The following is a 26,880-nucleotide window of genomic DNA, read 5'->3' on the forward strand; positions in this document are numbered from 1 at the left end:
GGGCGTAGTCCCGCAACGGTAAATGCCGCCATGTCGATTTTGCAGGCCATCAGAACCTTCTTCTTTTACCTGCTGTTGGGCACCAGTTCGTTTCTCTGGTGCACCCTGAGCTTTTTTATCGCACCTTTTTTGCCGTTCAAGGCGCGCTATCGTTTCATTAATGTCTTTTGGTGCCGCTGCGCGTTGTGGCTGACCAAGGTGTTCCTGAATATTCGTTTCGAGATCAAGGGCGCCGAAAACGTCCCGGACCAGCCTTGCGTGATTCTGTCCAACCACCAAAGCACCTGGGAAACCTTCTTCCTGTCTGCCTACTTCTCACCGTTGAGCCAGGTGCTCAAGCGTGAGTTGCTGTACGTGCCGTTCTTCGGCTGGGCCATGGCCATGTTGCGACCGATCGCCATCGACCGCGACAACCCCAAGGCGGCACTCAAACATGTGGCAAAGAAGGGGGATGAGCTGCTCAAGGATGGGGTTTGGGTACTGATCTTCCCGGAAGGCACGCGTGTGCCGTATGGCACCGTCGGCAAGTTCTCCCGAGGAGGTACGGCGTTGGCGGTCAATGCCAACCTGCCCGTGCTGCCGATTGCCCACAACGCCGGCAAGTTCTGGCCGAAGACCGGTTGGGCCAAGCGCGAAGGCACCATTACCGTGGTGATCGGCGAACCGATGTACGCCGAAGGTGAAGGACCGCGAGCTATTGCGGCGCTCAATGACCGCGCCGCAGCGTGGAATGAGGCACAGCAACGGGCCATGGGTTCATTGCCGCCGCTACCTGTTGAAATTGATTCGGCGGCAATTTGAGTTTCTGTGGATAACCTGTGTACGGTTTGTTGGCGAATTGACGTTTTTATCGAATAACTTGCTGATTTATTTACATATTTCTCAAGCTCATAAAACAACAAAAAAGGTGCATAAGTTTTTTCCGCATTAAAAAACCGGCTCTCGCAGCCGGTTTTTTATGCACAGGTAAAAAGCGTGCCAACTCACTCCTTCCACAGCGGTAATTGCAGGCTGAATGTGGTGCCTTTCCCTACCTCACTCTCACACTCGACACGTCCGCCATGACGATCCACTACCGCCTTGACCATGGTCAACCCCAACCCCAAGCCCTCGCTGCCTTGGGACGACGCAAAGCGCCGGTACTGGCCAAACAAGACAGGCAAGTCCTCGGGGGCAATGCCAGGGCCTTGGTCGCTGATTCGACATGTCAGGCACTCGCCAGCACAGCTCAGGCTCAACGTTACCGTGGTCCCGGACGGGCTGTATTTGATCGCGTTCTCCAGCACGTTGAACAGAGCGCGAGTCAGCAGCGATTGATCCGCCGAGACCATCTCCTCGCCGGCCTCGTCCAGATCGTGAACCAAGTGGATACCCTTCAGTTGGGCAATTAGCGCCACTTGGTCAAACGCGTCGAGTACCAGCATGGCGAACAAGCTGGGCTGGAACTGATAGCCGTCGGATTCGGCCTTGGCCAACTGGACGAATGACTCAGTGAGGTTCAAGGCACGCCGCACCTGCTGTTCGATCTGGGCGAATACCGGTGTGTCCCTTGAGGATTCGTGGCGCTGGACATCCAGCAAGGCCAGGATCGCCGAATGAGGCGCGCGCAGGTCATGGGACAAAAAGCGCAGCAGGGTTTCCCGTTGCTGCTGTGCATCACGCTCGATGCTCAAGTCCGTCATGCTCAGCAGCCACCCTAGAGCCACCTCGCCATCTGCCGGCCGCAGGGGAGCCAGGTCCAGGCGCAGGCTGCGTTGTTGGGTATCGCGAAACTCAACGATCTCCAACGTCGATAAAGAAGGACGAAGGCCATCCTGTAGCGGTGGGTAACCCAATCCAGCCAGTTGCCCAAGCAGGTTTTCGGCAATCAACTCATTATCAAACACGTCTCGGGCAATCCGGTTAGCCAGCAGGATGTTTCCCACCGGGTCGGTGATCAACGTGGCCACTGGCAAACATTCCAGGCCATCCGCCATGAAGCGCCGGGTGTCGCGGGTACGACTAACAGCCTGTTCCAGGGCGAAGATCCGTCCTTGCAATACATCGCCCTTGCTAGCGGGTGCACGACGGCGCTCCGGCAGCACCTTGGGTTCGTTATCCAGGCGAGCCAGTTCCCAACCGAAATAGGCAAGGATCACACTCAGGCGACGCCAGTTCCAAATCAGGTAGGCCAGCAGCAAGCCGATCAGACACGCTGCGGGCGACCACCAGCCACCCAGGCGCAACAAGCCCCAGGAGCCGAGGAGGGCGGCGCTCATGCAGCCCAGGGTCAACCACAGCGCGTAGCGCGGACGGAACAACAGCAACCCCAGCAGCAGAGCCACCATGGAGGTTGCCATCAACGCTGCCAACCAACCGGGCAACACTACGATGCTGCGTTCTTGCAGCAAGCCATTGAGAATGTTGGCCTGAATCTCAACACCGGCGGTAGTACCCACACTGGCCGACAGCGGCGTGACGTAACGATCGCCCATACCGGGCGCAGTGGCGCCCACTAGAATCAGGCGATTTCGCAAAATCTCAGGCGGAACCTCTCCACGTAACACGCTGACATAGGGAACGCTGGCAAAGCCGGCACTGGCATCAATGAAGGGGATCCGAATGGCGTTCTCCCGTTGCCAATCGGAACGCTCTGATGGCCCGGACAAGCCAGGCATCGCGTCGTCCTGTCCAGCCAGTTCGAACGCCAGCCACGCCAATTGTGGCGTCATTTGGCCGGGCGGCCCTTCACGTAAATAAAGGCTGCGAACAATGCCATCGCTGTCGGCCTCGACATTGATATGGCCAACACCCCGGGCACAATCACGTAACGGCAGCACGGGTTGGATTTGCGCCACAGGCTGACCGTAGCGGGGCGCTCCCTCGCGAATCAGTGGCAGCAATACATTGCCGGCGTTGCAGATGGCTTCGGCCAAACGCTGATCATTGTCGGGCTCACGCGCCGGTTCGCTGAAAATCACATCAAACAGAATACCTGCAGGCTTGGCAGCGCTCAGGCGATCAATGAGGTCGGCATGCACACGTCGCGACCACGGCCACTGGCCCAATTGTTTAAGGCTGCGGTCATCAATGGTCACCAGCAGAATGCGCGGATCAACCGGCAAAGGGCTCAAACGGCGGAGGCTGTCATACAGCAGGTTATTGGGGGAGAGTCCCGGGCTGAGCGACAGGAATGCCGTCATGGGCAACAACAGGAGGCTGATCCACAGCCACTCACGAACCAGGCCGTTGAACAGCCGCTGGGCCTGAGTCGGCTGGCGCTTTTCAGCCCTGCGCCACAGCCTCACCGGTCAACCGCCGGAGGTCTGCTGCACACGCGTCGCGGGTGGGTAGTAGAAAATGTCATAGACCCCGGTGGCGCCCTCCAGTCCCTGTTCATCATAGGCAGACAAGCGCACGTGGTAGAACGACGCTTTCAGCCCAGTGAAGCTCATTTGCGGCTTACTGGAGAAGTTTTCCTGTTTGATGTTCATGAATTCCTTATCGGTAGCGACCTGTGCCCGATAACGCTGAGCGCCCGGCAGCGGTCGCAGGAACAGGGTCCAGACCGGCGCGTCGCCCTTCTGGCCATCCTGGCCCACCAAGGTGGGTGGGTCCAGCAGCTCCACTGGCTTGAGCTCCCCTTGTTTCTTGAACACCAAACCTTGGCGTGCGCCGACCTTCACTTCGCCCGCTACCGGACCAACCACCGGTTTCTTTTTAACGGGTTTGGTGGTGGGCGGCGTCTCGTCCCGATTGACTGCCACTTGTCCATTGAGCACCTCGACCACCGATTGTTCGCCATCGTTGCGAACCCGGAAGTGCGTACCGCGTACACCCAGCACGCCCACCGGGGTCACAATCTGGAAACGGTCATAATCGCTGGCACGTTTGATCACATAGGCCTCGACCTGACCCTGCTCAAGAATGACCTGAGGGATCGCCTGTTCCTCCACCAAGTGCAATCGGACCTGGGAACTGGACGGCAGCACGATCCGTGAACCATCCCCCAACAACAGGCTGACAAATGCCGAAGGGGAGGTTTTCACACTCTCCTGCTCATCAATAACCATACCTTCCATCAGAACCGTCGACACGCCTTTGTCATCCAGCTTCCAGGCTTCGCCTGTCAGATGCTGAACGACAGCCGGCAACGGCTGCGCACGACATAGCAGATTGTCGTCAACGTAGGGGGCACGGGGAAGAGCGGGGCGCGCAACGGCAGGCAGACTCAATGCGCCCAGAGAAACGATCAGGCCTGAGCCCAACAGTGTGGAAAAGAGGTGGCGGTATCGGTAGGAAAAGGAGGTCATGGCGCTCATCAAGATTCTGGTTCTAATGGGTCATCAGAAAGCACTTTCAGAAAGCGTCTTGCAGCAGGAAGACCTTGAACGCCGCCTACGATACCCGATGATGTATCGCACTCGATAGCGGTAATGTCTGAGCGTGGAATCCATTGCAGAGGATGACACGTCCCTGTGTCGAACCCGGGTTATATCCCGGTCCGGGGTACATATCGAAGAGATACCCTCCCTCTCATCCCTCCGACAACAGTCCGTAGCGAACCTCGGACTGCGGTTGACACATCCTGTGTCGGAGCGCGTCCCGCGCTCCAATCTGTGTGTCACTCAGCGGGAGAGAATTTACCTACAGCGGAGGTGCATCAGGGGAATCTGCAACATTTGTTCAGATTCAGCACGACTAGAAGACCCAGCGCTGGCCCTCCTGAGTCTCGCTGGCGTGCTGGAACGGCGAAGCCGCGAACCCCATTCCATCGCCTGGTTCACTTAATGTCTGCCGCTCGTCAAACGGGGTAGGCGCCGCCGCAGGACCGGAAGCACCGATCGTTTCCGTCCCCAGGCCCGCCGCGATCACCAACAAAACCATCCGCCCCCACACATTGACCCGCTCCATGACGATCGCTCGTCTCGACACAGCATAACGCCTGATTGCCATTGATCCTTTTCCTGACGGTCCCGAGCCGGTATCTTCCCAGCTTGGGTATTGATGACTTCCAACGGCTTAACGGCCATTTGATATCAGCGTACCTAGAGATGCAGGGGGCTTGAGAATTTGGCGATAATTGTTCAGATTCAACAGCTAGAATTTACGCAGTACCCCCTCATCGAAACAGGCCGACGACTGCCGCACTCTTCAAGAAGAAAGGACCCTCCCATGCGTGTCGCAATACTGGATGACGAACCTGCAGAATTACGGCGGGTGGAACAGACACTGCGACAAATCCCCACCGCCTCGGAACAGCCATGGACGCTGCATTGCTTTGAGAACGGTGAAGACCTGCTGCGCCAACTACGCCGCGAAACATTCGACCTACTGATCCTGGACTGGCAGTTACCTGACTTGAGCGGTTTGGCGCTGTTGCGCTGGACGCGTGAGCACATGGAGGTACCACCCGCCGCCATCATGCTCACCAGCCGAGATGCCGAGAGCGATATCGTCCAGGCGCTGAACAGCGGCGCAGATGACTACGTCAGCAAGCCCTTTCGCCCCAACGAGCTCAAGGCTCGGGTGACGGCTGTCCTGCGACGCCATGGATTGCAGAAATCTGCCGCCAGCGAAGTGCTCACATTCAACGACCTGACATTCGATGACGCCGAGCTGACCGTCACTCGGGCCGGCAAGCCCATCAGCCTGACCGAACGCGAATACCGCTTGGCTCGTTGCCTCTTTGCTAACTTGGCACGTCCGCTGTCCCGTGAGTACCTCTATGAACGGTTCTGGACCCATGAAGAGATGGTGTCCTCACGCCCACTGGATACGCATATCTATCGCCTGCGCAACAAGCTGGGGCTTACTGCGGATAGGGGTTGGCAGTTGCTGACGATCTATGGATACGGGTATCGGTTGGAGAGTGTGACAACCACTGACAACTGAGGCGCTTTTTGATGTTCCACGTGGAGCATTTCTAAAAACCTCAATTCCAGCTCAATAAAAAAGGCCAACGCTAAGCGTTGGCCTTTTTCGTTTTACTGACTCAGAGCCCGATCAGAAGTCCAGGTTGGACACAGCCAGGGCATTGCTCTCGATGAAGTCACGACGAGGCTCGACCGCATCACCCATCAGGGTATTGAAGATCTGATCCGCGCCAATGGCATCTTCGATGGTCACCCGCAGCATACGGCGCTGGGCTGGGTCCATGGTGGTTTCCCACAGTTGATCCGGGTTCATTTCGCCCAGACCTTTGTATCGCTGAATCGTGTGACGTTTGGTGCTTTCGGCCATCAACCAGTCCAAGGCTTCCTTGAACTCCTTGACCGCTTTCTTGCGTTCGCCACGCTGAATATAAGCACCGTCATCCAGCAGGGTGCTCAGCTGCGCGCCGAGAGTCACAACGGTTTTGTAATCATTGCTGCCGAAGAAGTCGCGGTTAAAGGTGACGTAGTTCGACAGGCCGTGGGAGATCAGTTCGACCTCTGGCAACCAGACATTACGTTCACGGTCTTCACGCAGGCTGGCTTTGTAGACCAGGCCGGATTTTTCCACGGTGCGCAGGCGTACTTCGTACTGGGCCAGCCAATCCTGCATATGTGCATGATCGCCCAACTGTTCCAGGCTGACGGCTGGCAGGTAGATGAAGTGCTCGGTCAGCTCCTGAGGGTACAGGCGCGACAAACGCTTGAGAGTCTTCATCACCATGCGGAAGTCGTTTACCAAGCGCTCCAGCGCCTCACCGGAGATCCCGGGGGCCTCATCGTTCAAGTGCAGGCTGGCATCTTCCAGGGCCGACTGCGTCATGTACTCTTCCATGGCGTCGTCGTCTTTGATGTATTGCTCTTGCTTGCCCTTTTTCACTTTGTACAACGGCGGCTGAGCGATGTAGATGTAGCCACGCTCGATCAGCTCCGGCAACTGACGGAAGAAGAACGTCAGCAACAGGGTACGGATGTGCGAACCGTCGACGTCAGCATCGGTCATGATGATGATGTTGTGGTAACGCAGCTTGTCGATGTTGTACTCGTCACGGCCAATGCCACAGCCCAGGGCGGTGATCAAAGTGCCGACTTCCTGCGAGGAAATCATCTTGTCAAAACGTGCCTTCTCGACGTTGAGGATCTTACCCTTCAACGGCAGGATGGCCTGGGTGCGACGGTTACGACCCTGCTTGGCGGAACCGCCAGCAGAGTCACCTTCCACCAGGTACAGCTCAGAGAGAGCGGGGTCTTTCTCCTGGCAGTCCGCCAGTTTGCCCGGCAGGCCGGCAATATCCAACGCGCCTTTACGACGGGTCATCTCACGGGCTTTACGTGCTGCTTCACGAGCGCGAGCGGCATCGATCATCTTGCCGACGACCAGCTTGGCTTCGTTCGGGTTTTCCAGCAGGAAGTCAGAGAAGTACTTGCCCATCTCCTGTTCCACTGCAGTCTTCACTTCGGAAGACACCAGCTTGTCTTTAGTTTGGGAGCTGAACTTCGGATCTGGCACTTTCACCGAGATAATCGCGGTCAGACCTTCACGGGCATCATCACCGGTGGTGGCGACTTTATGCTTCTTCGCCAGGCCTTCAGCTTCGATATAGGTATTCAGGTTACGCGTCAGTGCGGAACGGAAACCCACCAAGTGAGTACCGCCGTCGCGCTGTGGAATGTTGTTGGTGAAGCACAACAGGTTCTCGTTGAAGCTGTCGTTCCACTGCAGGGCGATTTCCACGCCTATACCGTCTTCACGCTGAACATTGAAGTGAAACACCTGGTTGACCGCAGTCTTGTTGGTGTTCAGGTATTCAACGAATGCCCGCAGGCCGCCTTCGTACTTGAAGAGCTCTTCCTTGCCGCTACGCTCATCCTTGAGGACGATGCCGACACCGGAGTTAAGGAAGGACAGTTCACGAATCCGCTTGGCCAGGATGTCCCAGCTGAAGTGGATGTTCTTGAAGGTTTCGTCGGAAGGACGGAAATGAATCTGGGTACCGGTGGTTTCACTCTCGCCGACGATTTTCATCGGTTCTTGCGGAACGCCGTGAACGTAAGTCTGCTCCCAGATCTTGCCACTGCGACGCACAGTCAGCACCAGCAGTTCGGAGAGGGCGTTCACCACGGAAACACCTACACCGTGCAAACCGCCGGATACTTTATAGGAGTTATCGTCGAACTTACCGCCAGCGTGGAGCACGGTCATGATGACCTCTGCCGCCGATACGCCTTCTTCTTTATGCACATCTACTGGAATGCCGCGACCGTTGTCGCGCACGGTGATGGACTCGTCCGGGTGAATGATGATGCTGATGTCGTCGCAGTGACCGGCCAAAGCTTCGTCGATCGAGTTGTCGACCACCTCGAACACCATGTGGTGCAGACCGCTGCCATCATCGGTATCGCCGATGTACATACCGGGACGTTTGCGTACGGCATCCAAACCTTTAAGCACTTTAATGCTGGTCGAGTCGTACGTATTTTCTTCGCTCATGCCTTCACTCCCGATGGTCGTGGGTCTGGGTGATACGGCCTTGTTCCACGTGGAACAAAGCGACTGGCGTTTCCGTCTGCCAGCCTTCCCTCAATAATTCATGGTCTACACAGGTGATAAACACCTGGCAGCGTAAGTCTTCCAACAAGCGGCAAAGCGCGCGGCGGTGCTGCTCGTCCAGTTCGGACGGCAAGTCATCCACCAGATAAATACACTGGCCTCGCCGGGCCTGGCTAACCAGATGCCCCTGGGCGATACGCAGCGCACACACCACTAACTTCTGCTGACCGCGAGACAAGATGTCTGCGGCATTATGAGCACCTAATCTAAGGCGCAAATCAGCCCGTTGTGGTCCGGCCTGGGTGTGGCCAATTTGCTGATCCCGTTGCAAGGACGTCGCGAGCACTGCACTCAGCTCCCGCTCTTTGTCCCAACCTCGGTAATAGCTCAGCGTTAAACCTTCGAGCTCCAACAACTCGCTCAAGGTCTGCTCAAAGACTGGTTTCAAGGCTTTGATATAGGCGCGGCGGTATTCATCTATTTCAGCGCTGGCCAGGCACAGTTCCCGGTCCCAGGCAGCTTGTGAAGCGGCGTCAAGTGTACCATGCCGCAGCCATGAGTTCCGCTGCCGCAGGGCCTTCTGCAGGCGCTGCCAAGTGGCCATGAAACGCGGTTCCACGTGGAACACTCCCCAATCGAGGAATTGCCTGCGGATTTTCGGTGCACCTTCCAACAGTCGAAAGCTGTCAGGGTTGATCAGTTGCAGCGGCAGAATCTCCGCCAACTGCGCCGCACTGCGGGCATTCTGCCCATCAATACGTATCTGAAACTCCCCCTGGCGATCACGCGATATCCCTAAGCTGCTATGACCACCTTCGGCCAATTCGACCTGGCCGAATACCGTGCACGCCAATTGCTCATATTGAATCACCGGCAATAAACGGGCACTGCGGAAGGAACGGGCAAGGCCCAGCAGGTGGATGGCTTCCAGCACGCTGGTTTTACCACTGCCGTTGGCGCCATGGAGGATATTGATGCGGGGAGAGGGGGAGAAGGTCACCGGGTGCAGATTGCGCACCGCGGTGACCGAGACACGACTGAGGGACATCTAGCTTCTGCTGAACATGATTACAGGCGCATCGGCATGACAACGTACGCCGAGTCATCGTTGTCGGACTCTTGCACCAGGGCGCTGCTGTTGGAGTCGGACAGAATCAGGCGAACCTGTTCGGTGGTCATCACACCCAGCACGTCCAACAGGTAGCTGACGTTGAAGCCGATTTCCAGGTTGCCGCCGTTGTAGTCGACGCCCACTTCTTCTTCCGCTTCTTCCTGCTCCGGGTTGTTGGCCTGGATTTTCAGCTGACCGTTGGCCAGTTGCAGGCGAATACCACGGTACTTTTCGTTGGACAGAATTGCTGTACGGCTAAACGCTTCACGCAGGGCCTGACGATCACCGATCACCAGCTTGTCGCCACCTTTAGGCAGCACACGCTCGTAGTCCGGGAACTTGCCGTCTACCAGCTTGGAGGTGAAGGTGAACTCGCCGGTGGTCGCGCGGATATGGTGCTGGCCCAGGACAATGCTGACGTTACCGTCCGGTTCGGTGAGCAGACGTGCCAGCTCAAGGATACCTTTACGTGGCACGATGACCTGGTGGCGATCCGGCTGACCAATATCAGCCTTCATCGAGCACATGGCCAGACGGTGACCGTCGGTGGCTACAGCGCGGATGATGCCTTCCGATACTTCCAGTAGCATGCCATTGAGGTAGTAACGCACATCCTGCTGGGCCATGGCGAAGCTGGTGCGCTCGATCAAGCGACGCAGCCGGCTTTGTTCCAGGCTGCAGGTCAGCGAACCCGGGCCTTCTTCCACGGTCGGGAAATCGTTGGCCGGCAAGGTGGACAGCGTGAAACGGCTGCGACCGGCCTTGACCACCAGCTTCTGCTCGTCGACCTTGATGTCGATCAGTGCATCATTGGGCAGGCTTTTGCAGATATCCATCAGCTTGCGCGCCGGCACGGTGATCTCGCCAGGCTCGGCGGGCTCTTCCAGTTGGACACGACCAACCAGTTCGACTTCCAGGTCGGTACCGGTCAGCGACAGTTGTTGGCCTTCAACAACCAACAATACGTTGGAAAGCACCGGCAAGGTCTGTCGGCGCTCGACGACGCCTGCGACCAGTTGCAGGGGTTTCAACAGGGCTTCGCGTTGAATGGTGAAATGCATGGTCTAGTCCCTTGCCTTAATAAGCTGCGCTGGTGTTCATCAAGTAGTCAGTGTACGCAGCAGGTTCTTGTAGTCCTCGCGAATATCCGCGTCGGATTCCTTAAGTTCGTTGATCTTGCGGCACGCATGCAAGACCGTAGTGTGGTCGCGACCGCCAAACACATCACCGATTTCCGGCAAGCTGTGGTTGGTCAGCTCCTTGGAGAGTGCCATGGCCACCTGACGAGGACGAGCCACCGAGCGCGAACGGCGCTTGGATAACAGGTCGGAAATCTTGATCTTGTAGTACTCGGCCACCGTGCGTTGAATGTTATCCACACTGACCAGTTTGTCTTGCAGTGCCAACAGGTCCTTCAGGGACTCGCGAATCAGCTCGATCGTGATGTCGCGACCCATGAAGTGCGAGTGAGCGATGACCCGTTTGAGCGCGCCTTCCAGTTCACGCACGTTGGAGCGAATGCGCTGGGCGATGAAGAATGCCGCGTCGTGGGGCAGATCGACTTTCGCCTGATCGGCCTTTTTCATCAGGATCGCCACCCGGGTTTCCAGCTCCGGCGGCTCTACCGCGACGGTCAGGCCCCAACCAAAGCGCGACTTCAAGCGCTCTTCCAGGCCTTCGATTTCCTTCGGATAACGGTCACTGGTCAAGATGACCTGCTGGCCACCTTCGAGCAAGGCGTTGAACGTGTGGAAAAACTCTTCCTGGGAACGTTCTTTACGGGCGAAGAATTGAATGTCATCGATCAACAGCGCATCAACGGAACGGTAAAACCGTTTGAACTCGTTGATGGCATTGAGCTGCAAGGCCTTGACCATGTCAGCCACGAAGCGCTCCGAGTGCAGGTACACAACCTTGGCATTCGGGTTCTTCTTTAATAGGTGGTTACCCACAGCATGCATCAAGTGAGTCTTACCCAAGCCAACCCCACCATAAAGGAAGAGCGGGTTGTAGCCGTGCTTGGGGTTGTCGGCGACCTGCCAGGCGGCCGCGCGGGCCAACTGGTTGGATTTACCTTCGACAAAGTTCTCAAACGTGAACGTACGATTCAGGTAGCTGGTGTGCTTGAGCGCACCTTCGACCTGCACGGTACGCTGTTCGGCACGAATCGGGGCCTGCTGTGAGCTGGCACCCGCCATCGGGTCGAAGCTGTCGCGGGAAGGCTCTTCGCTCATCGGCGCGTTTTTCTGCGCCGATGATTTAGAACGAGTCGGTGCAGCGGGCGCAACTGGCGTGTTAACCGGTGCCGCCGCAGCCTGCGCGTGCGATGCGGCAGCCGCCAACGGCGCGTTCGGAGCAGCACGCGGTGCGGAACTGCGCTTGCTACCTATTAATAAGGAGAGCACGGGGGAAAGCCCATTGCCATGTTCATCGAGCAATTCGAGAACGCGGCTCAGGTACTTCTCGTTGACCCAGTCGAGAACAAAACGATTGGGTGCGTAGACACGCAACTCGTCGCCTTCGGCTTCGACCTGTAGCGGACGGATCCAGGTGTTGAATTGCTGGGCAGGCAGCTCATCGCGCAAAAGCTCCACGCACTGCTGCCAAAGTTCCACTGACACGGATATCCCCTAAGTTGAAAGCCGGTGAGGCAAAAACAGCCGCCATTGTAGCGGCCAGCCGTCCACTTATCCACATGTAGGTTGCTCACAGACCACCAAGAATCAATGTCTTAACCGTAAAAAAGGCGACAAATGGTCTGTGCATAAGCTCTGTGGATAAGCGACCCTAAGCTCGTTGTACAAGTGGGGGCGAAAGTCTGTGGGTAACTGGCCTGTGGATAACTAGCCCTTCCACACACAGCTTATCCGATAGCGCAGCACAGGCAGAGCACCGCTTCTCCCCCGTGTTGTCATTCTCTGTACACCACGTAAAACATGGCCTTAAGGTAGTTATCCACAGAGGATGCCCTCCCTAGCTTTTATAAGCTTTACAGAAAAGCTTTAAATAACTTCCTTCTTTATTTTTATATCTATGGCATTGCTCGTGAAAGCCCGACAGGTTGAAAACGTCCCGAATACCTAATTGAAGGAAAAGCTGGTTGGAAATTGACCTAGAGGCTTGCTTTCTCTAGAATCGCCGGTCTCTTAAAACGGGGGCCATTCCGGCCCGTTGTGGACGAACCAGGTAACACGCCATGAAACGTACTTTCCAACCCAGCACTATCAAACGCGCCCGTACCCACGGCTTCCGTGCCCGCATGGCCACCAAGAACGGTCGTGCCGTCCTGTCGCGTCGTCGCGCCAAAGGTCGTGCGCGTCTGGCAGTTTGATAATCCGGCACTGGTGGTGAGTCAGGACTTCAGTCGGGAAAAGCGTCTGCTAACCCCCCGGCATTTCAAGGCAGTCTTTGACTCCCCCACCGGCAAGGTTCCGGGGAAAAATCTCCTGCTCCTTGCGCGTAACAACGATCTTGATCACCCCCGTCTCGGGTTGGTGATTGGCAAGAAGAGCGTAAAGCTCTCCGTTGAGCGCAATCGCCTCAAGCGTCTGATGCGCGAATCGTTTCGCCTCCACCAGGACACTCTGGTTGGTTGGGATATTGTTATCGTCGCGCGCAAAGGCTTGGGGGATGTAGAAAACCCCGAATTGATTCAGCATTTCGGCAAGCTCTGGAAACGTTTGGCTCGTACCAACAAGCCAGCACCAGCAGTCAGCACCGAAACTGTAGGGGTAGACAGTACTGATGCGTAAACTGGCCCTCGTTCCGATCCAGTTTTACCGCTATGCCATTAGTCCCCTGATGGCAGATCACTGTCGTTTCTACCCCAGTTGTTCCTGCTACGCGTTGGAAGCCATAGAAAATCATGGCCTTCTGCGCGGTGGCTGGCTGGCCTTTCGTCGTTTAGGTCGCTGTCATCCGTGGAATCCCGGTGGTTATGACCCGGTTCCACCTATCCCTACCTCCCGTTCTTCTTCGATGGCCGAGTAATCATGGATATTAAACGCACGATCCTGATCGTCGCCCTGGCAATCGTGTCCTACGTCATGGTTCTTAAGTGGAACCAGGACTATGGCCAGGCTGCCCTGCCGACTCAGAATGTTGCTACCAATCAGGCTGCACCGGCTATTCCGGACACCCCGTTGGGTAACAATGCTGCCGCCAGTGCCGATGTACCCAGCGCGAATACTGATACAAGCGCACCTTTGGAAACTCCTGTCGTTACCAATAAAGACCTCATCCATGTCAAAACGGATGTGCTGGACCTGGCTATCGACCCACAAGGTGGTGATATTGCCCAGCTGAAGCTGCCGCTGTATCCACGTCGCCAAGACCATCCAGATGTTCCGTTCCAACTGTTCGATAACGGTGGCGAACGTACTTATCTGGCTCAAAGTGGCCTGACCGGTACTGACGGCCCGGATGCTCGTGCTACCGGTCGTCCGATTTATTCGACCGAACAAAAGACTTATCAACTGGCTGATGGCCAGAACCAGTTGAACGTCGACCTGAAATTCAGTCACGACGGCGTCAACTACATCAAGCGTTTCAGCTTTACTCGCGGTTTGTACGATCTGAAAGTCACTTATCTGATCGACAACGAAAGCGCCAAGCCATGGACGGGCAACCTGTTTGCCCAACTCAAGCGTGACGCGAGCGCCGATCCATCTTCCAGCACCGCTACTGGCACCGCTACTTACCTGGGCGCTGCCCTGTGGACAAGTAACGAGCCGTACAAAAAAGTGTCGATGAAAGATATCGACAAGGGCTCGCTGAAAGAAACCGTTCAAGGGGGTTGGGTTGCCTGGTTGCAACACTACTTCGTGACCGCGTGGATTCCGGCCAAGGGTGATGCCAACCTGGTTCAAACCCGCAAAGACAGCCAAGGCAACTACATCATTGGCTTTACGGGGCCGGTATTGACCGTCGCGCCAGGTGCCAAGGCAGAAACCAGCGCTACCCTGTACGCCGGTCCGAAAAGCCAGGCTGTGCTCAAAGAGTTGTCCCCAGGTCTGGAATTGACTGTGGATTACGGCTTCCTGTGGTTCATTGCCCAGCCGATTTTCTGGCTGCTGCAACATATCCACAGCATCGTCGGTAACTGGGGCTTCTCGATCATCTTCCTGACCATGCTGATCAAGGGGATCTTCTTCCCACTGTCGGCTGCCAGCTACAAGTCGATGGCCCGCATGCGTGCCGTGGCCCCGAAACTGGCCGCGCTGAAAGAGCAACATGGCGATGACCGGCAGAAAATGTCGCAAGCCATGATGGAGCTGTACAAGAAAGAGAAGATCAACCCGTTGGGTGGATGCTTGCCGATTCTGGTACAGATGCCGGTATTCCTGTCGCTGTACTGGGTACTCCTGGAAAGCGTGGAAATGCGCCAGGCTCCGTTCATGCTGTGGATAACTGACCTGTCGATCAAAGACCCGTTCTTTATCCTGCCGATCATCATGGGCGCGACCATGTTTATCCAGCAGCGCCTGAACCCTACACCTCCGGATCCGATGCAGGCCAAGGTCATGAAAATGATGCCAATCATCTTCACCTTCTTCTTCCTGTGGTTCCCGGCTGGTCTGGTTCTGTACTGGGTGGTCAACAACGTGTTGTCGATCTCTCAACAGTGGTACATCACACGTAAGATCGAAGCGGCTACCAAAAAAGCCGAGGCGTAACTTACTCTGTGGATAACCACTCAAGACGCCCCCTAGTGGGGCGTTTTGCTTTCCGTCACTTTTGTCTGGGTACCCGTTGATGAGCGCTCCTCGTGAAACCATCGCCGCCGTTGCCACCGCTCAAGGTCGTGGTGGTGTCGGTATCGTCCGTATTTCCGGACCGCTCGCCCGCGTGGCAGCACAGGCCATCAGTGGCCGTGAGCTGAAACCGAGGTACGCCCATTACGGCCCGTTCCTGGGCGATAACGAAGAAGTCCTGGACGAAGGCATTGCCCTGTACTTCCCAGGGCCCAACTCCTTCACCGGTGAAGATGTGCTGGAGCTGCAAGGCCATGGCGGCCCGGTTGTCCTGGACATGCTGCTGCAGCGCTGCCTGCAACTGGGTTGCCGCCTGGCCCGGCCGGGTGAATTCAGTGAACGCGCGTTTCTCAATGACAAGCTCGACCTGGCGCAGGCTGAAGCTATTGCGGACCTGATCGAGGCCAGTTCTGCACAAGCTGCGCGCAATGCGTTGCGCTCGTTGCAGGGCGCGTTTTCCCTGCGTGTGCATAACCTCACCGAGCAGTTGATCAGCTTGCGGATCTACGTCGAGGCGGCCATTGATTTTCCGGAAGAGGAAATCGACTTCCTCGCCGATGGTCATGTGTTGGCCATGCTCGACAAGGTCCGTGATGAGTTATCCACCGTTCTTCGCGAAGCCGGGCAAGGTGCATTGCTGCGTGACGGGATGACCGTAGTGATTGCCGGTCGACCGAATGCCGGCAAGTCCAGCTTGCTCAATGCCCTGGCCGGGCGTGAGGCGGCCATCGTTACAGAGATCGCCGGCACTACGCGGGATATCTTGCGCGAACATATCCACATCGACGGCATGCCGCTGCACGTCGTGGATACCGCAGGGCTGCGCGATACCGATGACCAGGTGGAAAAAATTGGTGTAGAGCGAGCACTCAAGGCCATTGGTGAAGCCGATCGGGTGTTGTTGGTGGTGGATGCCACTGCTCCGGAGGCTGTGGATCCTTTTGCCCTATGGCCAGAATTCCTCGAACAGCGGCCGGATCCGGCTAAAGTTACCCTGATTCGCAACAAGGCTGACCTCACGGGCGAGCCAATTGCTTTGGAAGTCAGTGAGGATGGCCACGTGACTATCAGCCTCAGTGCCAAGTCGGCAGGCAATGGTCTGGAACTGCTGCGCGACCACCTCAAAGCGTGCATGGGCTACGAACAGACGTCGGAAAGCAGCTTCAGTGCGCGCCGCCGGCACTTGGAGGCTTTGCGACATGCCAGCGCTGCCCTTGAGCATGGAAGGGCGCAGCTGACGTTGGCGGGAGCAGGAGAGCTGCTTGCCGAGGATTTGCGCCAGGCTCAACAGCTGCTGGGGGAAATTACCGGTGCATTCAGCTCCGATGATCTGCTGGGCAGGATCTTTTCCAGCTTCTGCATCGGTAAATAATCCTTCGTTACTCACAGACAGGCCATTCGTGCCTGTCTGTTCCGCCCGTTTCAGGGTACTCAACTCCAAATTTTAACAACCGCTATCGGTAGCGGCGGCTTTTTCGTGGGCGCTATTTGCTGTGGCGGACACTTTTCTGTGGATTAAGCCCTGTGAATAACCGCCCTTGTGCCCAGTTGATAACAGGGCTCGAAAACTGAGTAAAACACCCTCTGTGGATAACCATCTGTTTAATCCACAGGCTTAAACCACTTATCCAAGGGCCTCCTTGGCACCTAACCACAGACTTTTGAATCTCTGTACACAGCGTAATATATAGCCTGTGTGATTCTATCCACAGAAAGGTGGCTCAGTAGAAATAAACATAAAAACAAAGATTTAATAAATTTCTCTCTTTTAATTTCTATTGTCTGTGATTCATCCACAGCTGGTTAAATTTTGTGCAAAGGGTTCTTTAGGAGGGGCGAAGTCCCTATACTTGCCAACGCGTTCGAAAACCCAAGCTCGAACGCCCATTCCTAATTACCTACAGAAGCAGGCACGAGGTGCGTGGTGGATTTCCCTTCCCGTTTTGAAGTGATCGTCATCGGCGGCGGTCATGCCGGTACCGAGGCAGCACTGGCGTCAGCACGCATGGGGGCAAAAACCCTGTTGCTGACGCATAACGTGGAAACCCTCGGCGCCATGAGCTGTAACCCTGCCATTGGTGGGATTGGCAAAAGCCATCTGGTCAAGGAAATCGATGCCCTGGGCGGTGCGATGGCCATGGCCACCGATAAGGGTGGTATTCAATTTCGCGTATTGAACAGCCGCAAAGGCCCGGCCGTGCGAGCCACACGGGCTCAAGCCGACCGGATCCTGTACAAGGCCGCTGTCCGCGAAACCCTGGAAAACCAGCCGAACCTGTGGATATTTCAACAGGCCGCCGATGACCTGATCGTCGAACAGGACCAGGTACGCGGTGTTGTCACCCAAATGGGCCTGCGTTTCTTCGCAGAATCCGTGGTGTTGACCACCGGTACCTTCCTCGGTGGACTTATCCACATCGGTATGCAGAACTATTCCGGTGGTCGTGCCGGTGATCCACCGTCAATCGCGCTGGCTCATCGCCTTCGCGAACTGCCGCTGCGGGTGGGCCGCCTGAAAACCGGTACACCACCGCGTATCGATGGGCGTTCTGTGGATTTCTCTGTGATGACCGAGCAGGCCGGTGACACCCCGATCCCGGTCATGTCGTTCATGGGCTCCAAGGAACAGCATCCCAAGCAGGTCAGTTGCTGGATTACTCACACCAACGCCCGAACCCACGAAATCATTGCCGCGAACCTCGACCGTTCGCCGATGTATTCCGGGGTGATCGAAGGCATTGGCCCGCGTTACTGCCCGTCGATCGAAGACAAGATCCACCGCTTTGCCGACAAGGAAAGCCATCAGGTCTTTATCGAGCCGGAAGGTTTGACCACCCACGAGCTGTACCCGAACGGAATTTCCACTTCCCTGCCGTTCGACGTGCAAATCCAGATCGTGCAGTCGATTCGCGGCATGGAAAACGCCCATATCGTGCGTCCTGGTTATGCCATCGAGTACGACTACTTCGATCCACGTGATTTGAAGTACAGCCTGGAAACCAAAGTTATCGGCGGTTTGTTCTTCGCCGGCCAAATCAACGGCACCACCGGTTACGAAGAAGCCGGCGCCCAAGGTTTGCTGGCCGGAGCCAACGCAGCATTGCGCGCTCAGGGCAAAGACAGCTGGTGCCCGCGTCGCGATGAAGCGTACATCGGCGTGTTGGTCGATGATCTGATTACCCTGGGAACCCAGGAACCGTACCGGATGTTCACTTCCCGGGCCGAATACCGCCTGATTCTTCGTGAAGATAACGCCGACCTGCGCTTGACCGAAAAAGGTCGTGAGCTGGGCCTGGTGGATGACGTGCGTTGGGCCGCCTTCTGTAAAAAACGCGAAAGCATCGATTTGGAAGAGCAGCGCCTGAAAAGTACCTGGGTTCGTCCGGGCACCGAGCAGGGCGATGCCATTGCCGAAAAATTCGGTACACCGCTGACTCATGAGTACAACCTGCTGAACCTGCTGTCCCGTCCGGAAATCGACTACGCTGGTCTGATCTCGGTAACGGGCGGCGGTGCAGAAGATCCCCAGGTCGCCGAGCAGGTCGAAATCAAGACCAAGTACGCGGGCTACATCGATCGCCAGCAAGACGAGATCGTTCGTCTGCGGGCCAGTGAAGATACCAAGCTGCCTGTGGATATCGATTACACGAATATCTCGGGTCTCTCCAAAGAGATCCAAAGCAAGCTGGGGATAACTCGGCCGGAAACACTGGGCCAAGCGTCGCGTATCCCGGGCGTCACACCGGCAGCCATTTCGCTGTTGATGATTCATTTGAAAAAACGCGGCGCGGGCCGTCAGTTGGAGCAAAGCGCTTGAGTTCGTTGGTCACCTCGCAACACGCCGAAGAGTTATCCACAGGTGCTCGCCAGCTTGGCGTCAACCTGACCGAAGCCCAGCACGAGTTGTTGCTGGGCTATCTGGCCCTGTTGATCAAATGGAACAAGGCTTACAACCTCACTGCCGTGCGTGATCCAGACGAAATGGTTTCCCGGCATTTGCTCGACAGCCTCAGCGTCATGCCGTTTATCGATAACGGTCGCTGGCTCGACGTTGGCAGCGGCGGCGGTATGCCTGGCATCCCGTTGGCGATCCTGTTTCCCGAGTCACAAGTGACCTGCCTGGACAGCAACGGCAAGAAAACCCGCTTCCTGACGCAGGTCAAACTCGAACTCAAGCTGGACAACCTGCAAGTTATCCACAGCCGCGTCGAAGCCTTTACGCCTGCACAGCCTTTCAACGGCATTGTGTCCCGGGCGTTCAGCAGCATGGAGAACTTCAGCAACTGGACCCGCCATCTTGGCGACCGCGATACGCGTTGGCTGGCAATGAAGGGCGTTCATCCAAGCGACGAGCTGTTAGCATTGCCGGCAGACTTCCACCTTGATAGCGAACACGCCTTGGCCGTACCCGGTTGCCAAGGCCAACGCCATCTGCTGATACTGCGCCGCACGGCATGATTGGGAACACAAGCAAGAATGGCTAAGGTATTCGCGATAGCGAACCAGAAAGGTGGCGTGGGCAAAACCACCACCTGCATCAATCTCGCAGCATCCCTGGTCGCTACCAAGCGTCGGGTGCTGTTGATCGACCTCGATCCACAGGGCAACGCCACCATGGGTAGCGGTGTGGATAAACACGGTCTGGAAAACTCGGTCTATGACTTGCTGATTGGCGAGTGTGACCTGGCCCAGGCCATGCACTATTCCGAGCACGGCGGTTATCAACTGCTGCCGGCCAACCGTGATTTGACGGCGGCGGAAGTGGTGCTGCTGGAAATGCAGATGAAAGAAAGCCGTCTGCGTAGCGCCTTGGCGCCGATCCGCGAGAATTACGATTACATTTTGATCGACTGCCCACCGTCGCTGTCGATGCTCACGCTGAACGCATTGGTTGCTGCCGATGGGGTGATTATCCCCATGCAGTGCGAGTATTTCGCCCTGGAAGGCTTGAGCGACCTTGTGGATAACATCAAGCGCATCGCTGAATTGCTCAATCCGAACCTGAAAGTCGAAGGTTTGCTGCGGACCATGTATGACCCGCGGCTGAGCCTGATGAACGATGTGTCGGCGCAGCTCAAGGAACACTTTGGTGATCAGTTGTACGACACCGTGATTCCACGCAACATTCGCCTGGCCGAAGCGCCAAGCTATGGCATGCCCGCGCTGGCGTACGACAAGTCATCCCGTGGTGCCATTGCCTACCTGGCCCTGGCGGGCGAGATGGTTCGTCGCCAACGCCGCAACTCACGCACCGCTGCAGCCCAGCCAACTTAAGGAATCCTCATGGCCGTCAAGAAACGAGGTCTCGGACGTGGACTGGATGCACTGCTGAGTGGTCCGACTGTCACTTCGCTTGAAGAACAGGCGGTGCAGGCCGATCAGCGTGAGCTGCAGCATCTGCCGCTGGATCTGATCCAGCGTGGCAAATACCAGCCGCGCCGGGACATGGATCCCCAGGCACTGGAAGAACTGGCGCAATCGATCAAGGCCCAGGGCGTGATGCAGCCAATCGTGGTTCGCCCAATTGGTGGTGGCCGCTTTGAAATCATCGCCGGCGAACGCCGCTGGCGTGCCAGCCAACAGGCTGGCCAGGAAACCATCCCGGCGATGGTCCGCGATGTGCCGGATGAAACCGCGATCGCCATGGCGCTGATTGAAAACATTCAGCGTGAGGACCTCAATCCGATCGAAGAAGCGATCGCCTTGCAGCGCTTGCAGCAGGAATTCAAGCTGACTCAGCAGGAAGTTGCCGATGCGGTGGGTAAATCCCGGGTTACCGTTTCCAACCTGCTGCGCCTGATTGCCTTGCCGGAAGTGATCAAAACCATGCTTTCCCACGGTGACCTGGAAATGGGGCACGCCCGTGCATTGCTTGGTTTGCCGGAAAATCAACAGGTTGAAGGGGCGCGACACGTTGTCGCACGAGGTCTCACCGTTCGTCAGACTGAGGCTCTGGTTCGCCAGTGGCTCAGTGGTAAACCTGCACCGGTCGAAACAGCCAAACCTGATCCGGATATTGCACGCCTGGAGCAGCGCCTGGCCGAACGCCTAGGCTCTGCGGTGCAAATTCGTCACGGGAAGAAAGGCAAAGGGCAATTGGTCATCGGATATAACTCATTGGATGAGCTTCAGGGCGTCCTTGCCCACATCCGCTGAAACATTTGCTTATGTAGCGCGCAGTCGGAAATCACTACCCGGCAGTTGAATAGGGGCAGAACCGCCCCTATACTCTGCGCGCATTTTGTCGGCACAAATTATGCCAAGTTATTGATTTCCGGCAGCCGACTATTGAGGAGCAAGAGTGATGGAAACCCGCACGCCAAACACGTTGCCGTTCCATCGCTTGGCCGTTTTCCCGGTTTTAGTGGCCCAATTTGTCATTTTACTGATTGCCGCTTTGGCGCTTTGGTATTGGCATGGAGTCGTTGCCGGGTATTCAGGACTCTGCGGAGGCCTGATAGCCTTGCTGCCCAACATGTATTTTGCTCACAGGGCCTTTCGGTTTTCCGGCGCCCGAGCAGCCCAGGCTATCGTCCGGTCATTTTATGCCGGCGAGGCAGGGAAACTGATTTTGACGGCAGTGCTGTTCGCACTGACCTTTGCAGGTGTGAAGCCATTGGCGCCGCTAGCTGTATTCGGCGTCTTCGTGTTGACCCAACTGGTCAACTGGTTCGCTCCCCTGCTTATGAAAACAAGACTTTCGAGACCTTAGGGCGTTTGAGGCAACCATGGCAGAAACAACCGCTTCGGGCTATATCCAGCACCACTTGCAGAACCTGACCTTCGGTCAGCTACCCAATGGCGGCTGGGGCTTTGCCCACACCGCAGCAGAAGCCAAAGAAATGGGCTTTTGGGCATTCCACCTGGATACTCTGGGCTGGTCTGTCGCATTGGGTCTGATCTTCGTCCTGATTTTCCGCATGGCGGCAAAGAAGGCGACTTCCGGTCAGCCGGGTGCTTTGCAGAACTTCGTTGAAGTATTGGTCGAATTCGTCGATGGCAGCGTGAAAGACAGCTTCCATGGCCGTAGCCCGGTGATTGCGCCGTTGGCACTGACCATCTTCGTCTGGGTGTTCCTGATGAACGCCGTCGACCTGATTCCGGTTGACTGGATTCCTCAGTTGGCCATCCTGATCACTGGCGATGCGCACATTCCATTCCGTGCCGTATCGACCACAGACCCTAACGCCACCCTGGGCATGGCCCTGTCGGTGTTCGCGTTGATCATTTTCTACAGCATCAAGGTCAAGGGCATCGGCGGCTTCATCGGCGAACTGACCCTGCATCCGTTTGGCAGCAAGAATATTTTCCTGCAAGCGCTGCTGATTCCGGTGAACTTCCTGCTGGAGTTCGTAACCTTGATCGCCAAGCCGATTTCCCTGGCTCTGCGACTGTTCGGCAACATGTATGCCGGCGAGCTGGTGTTCATTCTGATCGCTGTGATGTTCGGCAGCGGTCTGCTCTGGCTTAGCGGCCTGGGCGTAGTTCTGCAGTGGGCGTGGGCTGTGTTCCACATCCTGATCATCACCCTGCAGGCGTTTATCTTCATGATGCTGACCATCGTCTACCTGTCGATGGCGCACGAAGAGAACCATTAAGGCCAGTCTCGACTAGTCTGATGTCCCTCCCGGTCAAATGGGAGGGTGGCCTGAAAGGGCTATGAAACGATTTGTTTTACCGCTTTAAAATCTAAAAAACCTAAACCATACGACGTAAAAGTCGGGAGGAAAGATGGAAACTGTAGTTGGTCTAACCGCTATCGCTGTTGCACTGTTGATCGGCCTGGGCGCCCTGGGTACTGCCATTGGTTTCGGCCTGCTGGGCGGCAAGTTCCTGGAAGGCGCAGCGCGTCAGCCAGAAATGGTTCCAATGCTGCAAGTTAAAATGTTCATCGTTGCCGGCCTGCTCGACGCCGTGACCATGATCGGCGTTGGTATCGCTCTGTTCTTCACCTTCGCGAACCCTTTCGTTGGTCAACTCGCTGGCTAATCACTCGAATTTTTCGAGTGATTAGGGTGATGGACAACGAATGAGCGAGGTGTTGGCGTGAACATTAATGCAACCCTGATTGGCCAATCCGTTGCGTTCTTCATTTTTGTAGTGTTTTGCATGAAGTTCGTGTGGCCTCCGGTCATCGCGGCTTTGCACGAACGTCAGAAGAAGATCGCTGATGGATTGGACGCTGCCAGCCGTGCAGCTCGCGACCTGGAGTTGGCCCAAGAGAAAGCGGGCCATCAACTGCGCGATGCGAAAGCACAGGCAGCTGAAATCATTGAGCAAGCCAAGAAACGCGGTAACCAGATCGTCGAAGAGGCTGTTGATAAAGCCCGCGTCGAAGCTGAACGTGTGAAGGCACAGGCGATTGCCGAGATCGAACAGGAACTGAACGGCGTCAAAGACGCGCTGCGTACCCAACTGGGTGCTCTGGCGGTCGGCGGTGCTGAGAAGATCCTCGGTGCCACAATCGATCAAAACGCGCACGCGGAGCTGGTTAACAAACTGGCTGCTGAAATTTAAGCGAGGGCGATCATGGCAGAATTGACCACGTTGGCCCGACCTTACGCTAAGGCAGCCTTCGAGCACGCCCAGGCCCACCAGCAGCTGGCCTCTTGGTCAGCCATGCTCGGCCTGGCTGCAGCAGTGTCGCAAGACGACACTATGCAGCGCGTGCTCAAGGCCCCGCGACTGACGAGCGCAGATAAGGCCGCCACGTTTATTGACGTGTGCGGCGACAAGTTTGATGTAAAAGTGCAGAACTTCATTCACGTCGTTGCCGAAAACGACCGTCTCCCGCTTCTGCCGGAGATTGCCGCTCTTTTCGACCTGTACAAGGCCGAGCAAGAGAAGTCGGTAGACGTTGAAGTCACCAGTGCTTTTGCATTGAACCAAGAACAGCAAGACAAACTCGCCAAGGTTCTCAGTGCACGACTCGACCGGGAAGTGCGCCTGCAAGTTGCGGAAGACAGGTCCCTCATTGGGGGTGTTGTCATTCGCGCCGGCGACCTGGTTATCGATGGCTCGGTTCGCGGCAAACTCGCGAACCTTGCCGAAGCATTGAAATCTTGAGTTTGAAGGGGCAGCAGAGCAATGCAGCAACTCAATCCTTCCGAAATAAGTGAAATTATCAAGGGCCGCATCGACAAGCTCGATGTGACCTCCCAAGCCCGTAACGAAGGCACTGTCGTCAGCGTATCTGACGGCATCGTGCGGATTCACGGTCTGGCCGACGTCATGTACGGCGAGATGATCGAGTTTCCGGGCGGCGTCTACGGTATGGCCCTCAACCTGGAGCAAGACTCCGTAGGTGCCGTTGTATTGGGCGCGTACACCAGTCTGGCTGAAGGCATGAGCGCCAAGTGCACAGGCCGCATCCTGGAGGTTCCGGTTGGTAAGGAACTGCTGGGTCGCGTTGTCGACGCACTGGGTAACCCAGTTGACGGCAAAGGTCCGCTGAACAACACCGAGACCGATGCGGTCGAGAAAGTTGCTCCAGGCGTGATCTGGCGTAAGTCGGTAGACCAGCCTGTACAGACTGGCTACAAGGCTGTCGATGCCATGATTCCTGTCGGCCGTGGCCAGCGTGAGCTGATCATCGGTGACCGTCAGATCGGTAAAACCGCTCTGGCGATCGACGCGATCATCAACCAGAAAGACAGCGGCATTTTCTGCGTCTACGTAGCCATTGGTCAGAAGCAATCGACCATCGCCAACGTAGTTCGCAAGCTGGAAGAAAACGGCGCCCTGGCCAACACGATCATCGTGGCTGCCAGTGCTTCGGAATCTCCTGCGCTGCAGTTCCTGGCACCGTACTCCGGTTGCACCATGGGCGAATACTTCCGCGACCGCGGTGAAGACGCGTTGATCGTTTATGACGATCTGTCCAAGCAAGCAGTGGCTTACCGCCAGATTTCCCTGCTGCTGCGCCGTCCACCAGGCCGTGAAGCTTACCCAGGCGACGTGTTCTATCTCCACTCCCGTCTGCTGGAGCGCGCATCCCGCGTTTCGGAAGAGTACGTAGAGAAGTTCACCAACGGCGCAGTGACCGGCAAAACCGGTTCCCTGACCGCACTGCCGATCATCGAAACCCAGGCTGGCGACGTTTCCGCGTTCGTTCCGACCAACGTGATTTCCATCACTGACGGTCAGATCTTCCTGGAATCGGCCATGTTCAACTCCGGGATCCGTCCTGCTGTGAACGCCGGTGTTTCGGTATCCCGTGTGGGTGGTGCCGCTCAGACCAAGATCATCAAGAAGCTCTCCGGTGGTATCCGTACCGCTCTGGCTCAGTACCGTGAACTGGCGGCATTCGCCCAGTTCGCTTCTGACCTGGACGAAGCGACCCGTAAGCAACTTGAGCATGGTCAGCGCGTTACCGAGCTGATGAAGCAGAAGCAATACGCCCCAATGTCGATCGCTGACATGGCGTTGTCGCTGTATGCCGCTGAGCGTGGGTTCCTGACTGACGTCGAAATCGCCAAGGTCGGCAGCTTTGAACAAGCGCTGATTGCTTACTTCAACCGAGATCACGCCGATTTGATGGCGAAGATCAACGTGAAGGGTGACTTCAATGACGAAATCGACGCTGGCATGAAAGCCGGTATCGAGAAGTTCAAGGCCACCCAAACCTGGTAAGCCGCAGCGGGAGCCGCGAGGCTCCCGCTTGCTAACCTGATAGGTGTTACATGGCAGGCGCAAAAGAGATTCGCAGTAAGATTGCGAGCATCAAAAGCACGCAAAAGATTACCAGCGCCATGGAAAAAGTGGCGGTCAGCAAAATGCGCAGGGCACAAATGCGCATGGCTGCTAGCCGTCCTTATGCGGAGCGTATCCGCCAGGTAATTGGGCATTTGGCTAACGCCAACCCGGAATACCGCCACCCGTTCATGATCGACCGCGAAGTTAAGCGTGTGGGTTATGTGGTAGTGAGCAGTGACCGTGGTTTGTGCGGTGGTCTGAATACCAACCTGTTCAAGGCCCTGGTCAAGGACATGGCGGTAAACCGCGAAAAAGGCGTCGAGATCGATCTGTGTGTTGTTGGTAGCAAGGGTGCGGCCTTTTTCCGCAACTTCGGCGGTAACGTCGTTGCAGCTATCAGCCACCTGGGTGAAGAACCGTCGATCAATGACTTGATCGGTAGCGTCAAGGTGATGCTGGATGCGTACCTGGAAGGCCGGATTGACCGCCTGTCCGTGGTATCCAACAAGTTCGTCAACACCATGACGCAACAGCCTACCGTGGAGCAGTTGATTCCATTGGTGGCGACCCCGGAACAAACACTCAAGCACCACTGGGACTACCTCTACGAACCAGACGCCAAAGAGCTGCTTGACGGCTTGATGGTGCGCTACGTGGAGTCGCAGGTGTACCAGGCGGTGGTCGAGAACAACGCGGCTGAACAAGCTGCGCGGATGATCGCGATGAAGAACGCTACCGACAACGCCGGTGATTTGATCAGTGATTTGCAACTGATCTACAACAAGGCGCGTCAGGCTGCGATCACCCAAGAGATCTCGGAAATCGTCGGCGGCGCTGCCGCGGTTTAACGGTTCAAAT

At 56.5% G+C, this 26,880-nt stretch carries 25 protein-coding genes; 18 read left to right on the forward strand and 7 right to left on the reverse strand.

Annotated elements, in window-relative coordinates:
• Positions 1–30 precede the first annotated feature (30 nt).
• Positions 31–801 carry a lysophospholipid acyltransferase family protein gene (locus GNF76_RS06215; RefSeq protein ID WP_155582311.1) on the forward strand — a complete coding sequence of 257 codons (771 nt, stop codon included), beginning with the start codon at positions 31–33 and terminating at the stop codon, positions 799–801.
• A 182-nt stretch (positions 802–983) separates the two neighbouring features.
• Here the strand turns inward: GNF76_RS06215 and GNF76_RS06220 are convergent, their stop codons facing one another.
• From GNF76_RS06220 to GNF76_RS06230, 3 genes are all read right to left on the reverse strand, one after another.
• Positions 984–3,287, reverse strand: a complete 2,304-nt coding sequence (locus GNF76_RS06220) for a CHASE2 domain-containing protein (protein ID WP_178123202.1) — start codon at positions 3,285–3,287, stop codon at positions 984–986.
• Between the two features lie 3 nt (positions 3,288–3,290).
• Positions 3,291–4,292 (reverse strand): FecR family protein, encoded by a 1,002-nt coding sequence (locus GNF76_RS06225; protein WP_178123203.1) that lies wholly within the window; start codon positions 4,290–4,292, stop codon positions 3,291–3,293.
• Between the two features lie 388 nt (positions 4,293–4,680).
• The gene (locus GNF76_RS06230; protein ID WP_257033986.1) at positions 4,681–4,914 is read right to left on the reverse strand and encodes a hypothetical protein; all 234 of its coding nucleotides are present in this window, start codon (positions 4,912–4,914) and stop codon (positions 4,681–4,683) included.
• Between the two features lie 240 nt (positions 4,915–5,154).
• Between GNF76_RS06230 and GNF76_RS06235 the strand changes: the two genes are divergently transcribed.
• Entirely contained in the window at positions 5,155–5,874 is a 720-nt protein-coding gene (locus tag GNF76_RS06235; RefSeq protein WP_155582313.1) for a response regulator transcription factor, read from the forward strand.
• 111 nt (positions 5,875–5,985) lie between these two features.
• Here the strand turns inward: GNF76_RS06235 and gyrB are convergent, their stop codons facing one another.
• The 4 genes from gyrB to dnaA are packed head-to-tail and all read right to left on the reverse strand — an operon-like array spanning position 5,986 to position 12,195.
• The gene (gene gyrB / locus GNF76_RS06240; RefSeq protein WP_155582314.1) at positions 5,986–8,403 is read right to left on the reverse strand and encodes a DNA topoisomerase (ATP-hydrolyzing) subunit B; all 2,418 of its coding nucleotides are present in this window, start codon (positions 8,401–8,403) and stop codon (positions 5,986–5,988) included.
• Positions 8,404–8,407: 4 nt separating this feature from the next.
• Positions 8,408–9,511, reverse strand: coding sequence for a DNA replication/repair protein RecF (gene recF, locus GNF76_RS06245; protein WP_155582315.1), 1,104 nt, complete (start codon positions 9,509–9,511; stop codon positions 8,408–8,410).
• A gap of 20 nt (positions 9,512–9,531) precedes the next feature.
• Positions 9,532–10,635 carry a DNA polymerase III subunit beta gene (dnaN, locus tag GNF76_RS06250; protein ID WP_003213582.1) on the reverse strand — a complete coding sequence of 368 codons (1,104 nt, stop codon included), beginning with the start codon at positions 10,633–10,635 and terminating at the stop codon, positions 9,532–9,534.
• A 39-nt stretch (positions 10,636–10,674) separates the two neighbouring features.
• Entirely contained in the window at positions 10,675–12,195 is a 1,521-nt protein-coding gene (gene dnaA / locus GNF76_RS06255; protein WP_178123204.1) for a chromosomal replication initiator protein DnaA, read from the reverse strand.
• Between the two features lie 575 nt (positions 12,196–12,770).
• On the opposite strand from dnaA, the gene rpmH reads away from it, so the two are divergent.
• From rpmH to atpG, 16 genes are all read left to right on the forward strand, one after another.
• A complete protein-coding gene (rpmH, locus tag GNF76_RS06260; protein ID WP_003213577.1) occupies positions 12,771–12,905 on the forward strand; it encodes a 50S ribosomal protein L34 in 135 nt (44 codons plus the stop codon).
• A 16-nt stretch (positions 12,906–12,921) separates the two neighbouring features.
• On the forward strand, positions 12,922–13,326 hold the full coding sequence (rnpA, locus tag GNF76_RS06265; RefSeq protein WP_053128141.1) for a ribonuclease P protein component: 405 nt from the start codon (positions 12,922–12,924) through the stop codon (positions 13,324–13,326).
• Positions 13,319–13,564 (forward strand): membrane protein insertion efficiency factor YidD, encoded by a 246-nt coding sequence (yidD, locus tag GNF76_RS06270; protein WP_083355989.1) that lies wholly within the window; start codon positions 13,319–13,321, stop codon positions 13,562–13,564. Before rnpA ends, yidD begins: the two co-directional genes overlap by 8 nt.
• 2 nt (positions 13,565–13,566) lie before the next feature.
• On the forward strand, positions 13,567–15,249 hold the full coding sequence (yidC, locus tag GNF76_RS06275) for a membrane protein insertase YidC (RefSeq protein ID WP_155582316.1): 1,683 nt from the start codon (positions 13,567–13,569) through the stop codon (positions 15,247–15,249).
• Positions 15,250–15,328: 79 nt separating this feature from the next.
• Complete coding sequence (gene mnmE, locus GNF76_RS06280; RefSeq protein ID WP_155582317.1) at positions 15,329–16,699, forward strand: tRNA uridine-5-carboxymethylaminomethyl(34) synthesis GTPase MnmE; 1,371 nt, start codon at positions 15,329–15,331, stop codon at positions 16,697–16,699.
• A 552-nt stretch (positions 16,700–17,251) separates the two neighbouring features.
• Positions 17,252–19,144, forward strand: a complete 1,893-nt coding sequence (gene mnmG, locus GNF76_RS06285; RefSeq protein ID WP_178123206.1) for a tRNA uridine-5-carboxymethylaminomethyl(34) synthesis enzyme MnmG — start codon at positions 17,252–17,254, stop codon at positions 19,142–19,144.
• Entirely contained in the window at positions 19,141–19,785 is a 645-nt protein-coding gene (gene rsmG, locus GNF76_RS06290) for a 16S rRNA (guanine(527)-N(7))-methyltransferase RsmG (protein WP_155582318.1), read from the forward strand. The genes mnmG and rsmG overlap by 4 nt, the downstream gene beginning before the upstream one ends.
• 18 nt (positions 19,786–19,803) lie before the next feature.
• A complete protein-coding gene (locus tag GNF76_RS06295; RefSeq protein ID WP_005792605.1) occupies positions 19,804–20,601 on the forward strand; it encodes a ParA family protein in 798 nt (265 codons plus the stop codon).
• A 9-nt stretch (positions 20,602–20,610) separates the two neighbouring features.
• Positions 20,611–21,483, forward strand: coding sequence for a ParB/RepB/Spo0J family partition protein (locus GNF76_RS06300; protein ID WP_155582319.1), 873 nt, complete (start codon positions 20,611–20,613; stop codon positions 21,481–21,483).
• Between the two features lie 148 nt (positions 21,484–21,631).
• Positions 21,632–22,039 carry a F0F1 ATP synthase subunit I gene (locus GNF76_RS06305; protein ID WP_155582320.1) on the forward strand — a complete coding sequence of 136 codons (408 nt, stop codon included), beginning with the start codon at positions 21,632–21,634 and terminating at the stop codon, positions 22,037–22,039.
• Between the two features lie 16 nt (positions 22,040–22,055).
• Entirely contained in the window at positions 22,056–22,925 is an 870-nt protein-coding gene (gene atpB, locus GNF76_RS06310) for a F0F1 ATP synthase subunit A (protein WP_155582321.1), read from the forward strand.
• A gap of 133 nt (positions 22,926–23,058) precedes the next feature.
• Positions 23,059–23,316, forward strand: a complete 258-nt coding sequence (gene atpE / locus GNF76_RS06315) for a F0F1 ATP synthase subunit C (protein WP_002555987.1) — start codon at positions 23,059–23,061, stop codon at positions 23,314–23,316.
• A gap of 57 nt (positions 23,317–23,373) precedes the next feature.
• A complete protein-coding gene (locus tag GNF76_RS06320) occupies positions 23,374–23,844 on the forward strand; it encodes a F0F1 ATP synthase subunit B (RefSeq protein WP_178123207.1) in 471 nt (156 codons plus the stop codon).
• Between the two features lie 12 nt (positions 23,845–23,856).
• On the forward strand, positions 23,857–24,393 hold the full coding sequence (locus tag GNF76_RS06325; RefSeq protein ID WP_155582322.1) for a F0F1 ATP synthase subunit delta: 537 nt from the start codon (positions 23,857–23,859) through the stop codon (positions 24,391–24,393).
• A gap of 21 nt (positions 24,394–24,414) precedes the next feature.
• Positions 24,415–25,959 carry a F0F1 ATP synthase subunit alpha gene (atpA, locus tag GNF76_RS06330; protein WP_155582323.1) on the forward strand — a complete coding sequence of 515 codons (1,545 nt, stop codon included), beginning with the start codon at positions 24,415–24,417 and terminating at the stop codon, positions 25,957–25,959.
• Between the two features lie 50 nt (positions 25,960–26,009).
• A complete protein-coding gene (atpG, locus tag GNF76_RS06335; RefSeq protein WP_155582324.1) occupies positions 26,010–26,870 on the forward strand; it encodes a F0F1 ATP synthase subunit gamma in 861 nt (286 codons plus the stop codon).
• Positions 26,871–26,880: the final 10 nt, after the last annotated feature.

It is taken from the genome of Pseudomonas spelaei, assembly GCF_009724245.1.
In the GTDB taxonomy this organism is placed as follows: domain Bacteria; phylum Pseudomonadota; class Gammaproteobacteria; order Pseudomonadales; family Pseudomonadaceae; genus Aquipseudomonas; species Aquipseudomonas spelaei.

Excerpts from the sequence above, each read along its gene's own strand:
- GNF76_RS06305 (WP_155582320.1), top strand. The coding sequence starts at position 21,632 with ATGGAAACCCGCACGCCAAACACGTTGCCGTTCCATCGCTTGGCCGTT.
- yidD (WP_083355989.1), top strand. The coding sequence starts at position 13,319 with ATGCGTAAACTGGCCCTCGTTCCGATCCAGTTTTACCGCTATGCCATT.
- yidC (WP_155582316.1), top strand. The coding sequence starts at position 13,567 with ATGGATATTAAACGCACGATCCTGATCGTCGCCCTGGCAATCGTGTCC.
- rpmH (WP_003213577.1), top strand. The coding sequence starts at position 12,771 with ATGAAACGTACTTTCCAACCCAGCACTATCAAACGCGCCCGTACCCAC.
- atpB (WP_155582321.1), top strand. The coding sequence starts at position 22,056 with ATGGCAGAAACAACCGCTTCGGGCTATATCCAGCACCACTTGCAGAAC.
- GNF76_RS06295 (WP_005792605.1), top strand. The coding sequence starts at position 19,804 with ATGGCTAAGGTATTCGCGATAGCGAACCAGAAAGGTGGCGTGGGCAAA.
- GNF76_RS06325 (WP_155582322.1), top strand. The coding sequence starts at position 23,857 with ATGGCAGAATTGACCACGTTGGCCCGACCTTACGCTAAGGCAGCCTTC.
- atpA (WP_155582323.1), top strand. The coding sequence starts at position 24,415 with ATGCAGCAACTCAATCCTTCCGAAATAAGTGAAATTATCAAGGGCCGC.
- recF (WP_155582315.1), bottom strand. The coding sequence starts at position 9,511 with ATGTCCCTCAGTCGTGTCTCGGTCACCGCGGTGCGCAATCTGCACCCG.
- atpG (WP_155582324.1), top strand. The coding sequence starts at position 26,010 with ATGGCAGGCGCAAAAGAGATTCGCAGTAAGATTGCGAGCATCAAAAGC.
- gyrB (WP_155582314.1), bottom strand. The coding sequence starts at position 8,403 with ATGAGCGAAGAAAATACGTACGACTCGACCAGCATTAAAGTGCTTAAA.
- atpE (WP_002555987.1), top strand. The coding sequence starts at position 23,059 with ATGGAAACTGTAGTTGGTCTAACCGCTATCGCTGTTGCACTGTTGATC.
- GNF76_RS06225 (WP_178123203.1), bottom strand. The coding sequence starts at position 4,292 with ATGACCTCCTTTTCCTACCGATACCGCCACCTCTTTTCCACACTGTTG.
- GNF76_RS06300 (WP_155582319.1), top strand. The coding sequence starts at position 20,611 with ATGGCCGTCAAGAAACGAGGTCTCGGACGTGGACTGGATGCACTGCTG.
- GNF76_RS06235 (WP_155582313.1), top strand. The coding sequence starts at position 5,155 with ATGCGTGTCGCAATACTGGATGACGAACCTGCAGAATTACGGCGGGTG.
- mnmE (WP_155582317.1), top strand. The coding sequence starts at position 15,329 with ATGAGCGCTCCTCGTGAAACCATCGCCGCCGTTGCCACCGCTCAAGGT.
- dnaN (WP_003213582.1), bottom strand. The coding sequence starts at position 10,635 with ATGCATTTCACCATTCAACGCGAAGCCCTGTTGAAACCCCTGCAACTG.
- GNF76_RS06215 (WP_155582311.1), top strand. The coding sequence starts at position 31 with ATGTCGATTTTGCAGGCCATCAGAACCTTCTTCTTTTACCTGCTGTTG.